The following is a 2,500-nucleotide window of genomic DNA, read 5'->3' on the forward strand; positions in this document are numbered from 1 at the left end:
TTAGAAGCAGCCACCATTTAAAGAGTGCGTAATAGCTCACTAGTCGAGTGACTCTGCGCCGAAAATGTACCGGGGCTAAATACACCACCGAAGCTGCGAATTGATACCAATGGTATCAGTGGTAGGGGAGCGTTCTAAGTGCAGTGAAGTCAGACCGGAAGGACTGGTGGAGCGCTTAGAAGTGAGAATGCCGGTATGAGTAGCGAAAGACGGGTGAGAATCCCGTCCACCGAATGCCTAAGGTTTCCTGAGGAAGGCTCGTCCGCTCAGGGTTAGTCAGGACCTAAGCCGAGGCCGACAGGCGTAGGCGATGGACAACAGGTTGATATTCCTGTACCACCTCTTTATCGTTTGAGCAATGGAGGGACGCAGAAGGATAGAAGAAGCGTGCGATTGGTTGTGCACGTCCAAGCAGTTAGGCTGATAAGTAGGCAAATCCGCTTATCGTGAAGGCTGAGCTGTGATGGGGAAGCTCCTTATGGAGCGAAGTCTTTGATTCCCCGCTGCCAAGAAAAGCTTCTAGCGAGATAAAAGGTGCCTGTACCGCAAACCGACACAGGTAGGCGAGGAGAGAATCCTAAGGTGTGCGAGAGAACTCTGGTTAAGGAACTCGGCAAAATGACCCCGTAACTTCGGGAGAAGGGGTGCTTTCTTAACGGAAAGCCGCAGTGAATAGGCCCAAGCGACTGTTTAGCAAAAACACAGGTCTCTGCGAAGCCGTAAGGCGAAGTATAGGGGCTGACACCTGCCCGGTGCTGGAAGGTTAAGGAGAGGGGTTAGCGTAAGCGAAGCTCTGAACTGAAGCCCCAGTAAACGGCGGCCGTAACTATAACGGTCCTAAGGTAGCGAAATTCCTTGTCGGGTAAGTTCCGACCCGCACGAAAGGTGTAACGATTTGGGCACTGTCTCAACCAGAGACTCGGTGAAATTATAGTACCTGTGAAGATGCAGGTTACCCGCGACAGGACGGAAAGACCCCGTGGAGCTTTACTGTAGCCTGATATTGAATTTTGGTACAGTTTGTACAGGATAGGCGGGAGCCATTGAAACCGGAGCGCTAGCTTCGGTGGAGGCGCTGGTGGGATACCGCCCTGACTGTATTGAAATTCTAACCTACGGGTCTTATCGACCCGGGAGACAGTGTCAGGTGGGCAGTTTGACTGGGGCGGTCGCCTCCTAAAGTGTAACGGAGGCGCCCAAAGGTTCCCTCAGAATGGTTGGAAATCATTCGTAGAGTGCAAAGGCATAAGGGAGCTTGACTGCGAGACCTACAAGTCGAGCAGGGACGAAAGTCGGGCTTAGTGATCCGGTGGTTCCGCATGGAAGGGCCATCGCTCAACGGATAAAAGCTACCCCGGGGATAACAGGCTTATCTCCCCCAAGAGTCCACATCGACGGGGAGGTTTGGCACCTCGATGTCGGCTCATCGCATCCTGGGGCTGTAGTCGGTCCCAAGGGTTGGGCTGTTCGCCCATTAAAGCGGTACGCGAGCTGGGTTCAGAACGTCGTGAGACAGTTCGGTCCCTATCCGTCGTGGGCGTAGGAAATTTGAGAGGAGCTGTCCTTAGTACGAGAGGACCGGGATGGACGCACCGCTGGTGTACCAGTTGTTCTGCCAAGGGCATAGCTGGGTAGCTATGTGCGGAAGGGATAAGTGCTGAAAGCATCTAAGCATGAAGCCCCCCTCAAGATGAGATTTCCCATAGCGTAAGCTAGTAAGATCCCTGAAAGATGATCAGGTTGATAGGTTCGAGGTGGAAGCATGGTGACATGTGGAGCTGACGAATACTAATAGATCGAGGACTTAACCATATAATATGAAGCAATGTTATCTAGTTTTGAAAGAATATAAAAAACTTGTTGACTTTAAAAGTTAAATGAGTTACAATAATTCTTGTCTTAAATGAATACAGTCTGGTAATGATGGCAGAGAGGCCACACCCGTTCCCATACCGAACACGGAAGTTAAGCTCTCTAGCGCCGATGGTAGTTGGGACCTTGTCCCTGTGAGAGTAGGACGTTGCCAGGCAATTCGGAGGATTAGCTCAGCTGGGAGAGCACCTGCCTTACAAGCAGGGGGTCGGCGGTTCGATCCCGTCATCCTCCACCATTTAGCCGACTTAGCTCAATTGGTAGAGCAACTGACTTGTAATCAGTAGGTTGGGGGTTCAAGTCCTCTAGTCGGCACCAGTTTTTATTGTAAGAGCCATTAGCTCAGTTGGTAGAGCATCTGACTTTTAATCAGAGGGTCGAAGGTTCGAATCCTTCATGGCTCACCATTTTAATGAAATATGCGGGTGTGGCGGAATTGGCAGACGCACTAGACTTAGGATCTAGCGCCTTTGGCGTGGGGGTTCGACTCCCTTCACCCGCACTTTTAATGAAATAACTCAAACATGTCTTGCGGAAGTAGTTCAGTGGTAGAATACAACCTTGCCAAGGTTGGGGTCGCGGGTTCGAATCCCGTCTTCCGCTCCAATTTCCAATATGACATGCCGGG

General features: G+C 51.2%; 6 tRNA genes and 2 rRNA genes (2 of these 8 cut by a window edge). All 8 read left to right on the forward strand.

Annotation, left to right across the window (positions count from 1 at the left end):
- A 23S ribosomal RNA gene (locus tag QUF93_RS02835) occupies positions 1 to 1,812 on the forward strand; it begins 1,110 nt to the left of the window's first position.
- Positions 1,813 to 1,913: 101 nt separating this feature from the next.
- A 5S ribosomal RNA gene (rrf, locus tag QUF93_RS02840) occupies positions 1,914 to 2,029 on the forward strand.
- 5 nt (positions 2,030 to 2,034) lie between these two features.
- A tRNA-Val gene (locus QUF93_RS02845) sits at positions 2,035 to 2,110 on the forward strand.
- A gap of 4 nt (positions 2,111 to 2,114) precedes the next feature.
- Positions 2,115 to 2,190: transfer RNA gene (locus QUF93_RS02850), tRNA-Thr, on the forward strand.
- A 13-nt stretch (positions 2,191 to 2,203) separates the two neighbouring features.
- Positions 2,204 to 2,279: transfer RNA gene (locus tag QUF93_RS02855), tRNA-Lys, on the forward strand.
- Positions 2,280 to 2,293: 14 nt separating this feature from the next.
- Positions 2,294 to 2,374 (forward strand) — tRNA-Leu (locus QUF93_RS02860).
- A gap of 29 nt (positions 2,375 to 2,403) precedes the next feature.
- Positions 2,404 to 2,478: transfer RNA gene (locus QUF93_RS02865), tRNA-Gly, on the forward strand.
- 16 nt (positions 2,479 to 2,494) lie between these two features.
- Positions 2,495 to 2,500 (forward strand) — tRNA-Leu (locus QUF93_RS02870); it runs 83 nt beyond the window's last position.

The organism is Bacillus hominis (assembly GCF_030348325.1).
In the GTDB taxonomy this organism is placed as follows: domain Bacteria; phylum Bacillota; class Bacilli; order Bacillales; family Bacillaceae_G; genus Bacillus_A; species Bacillus_A hominis.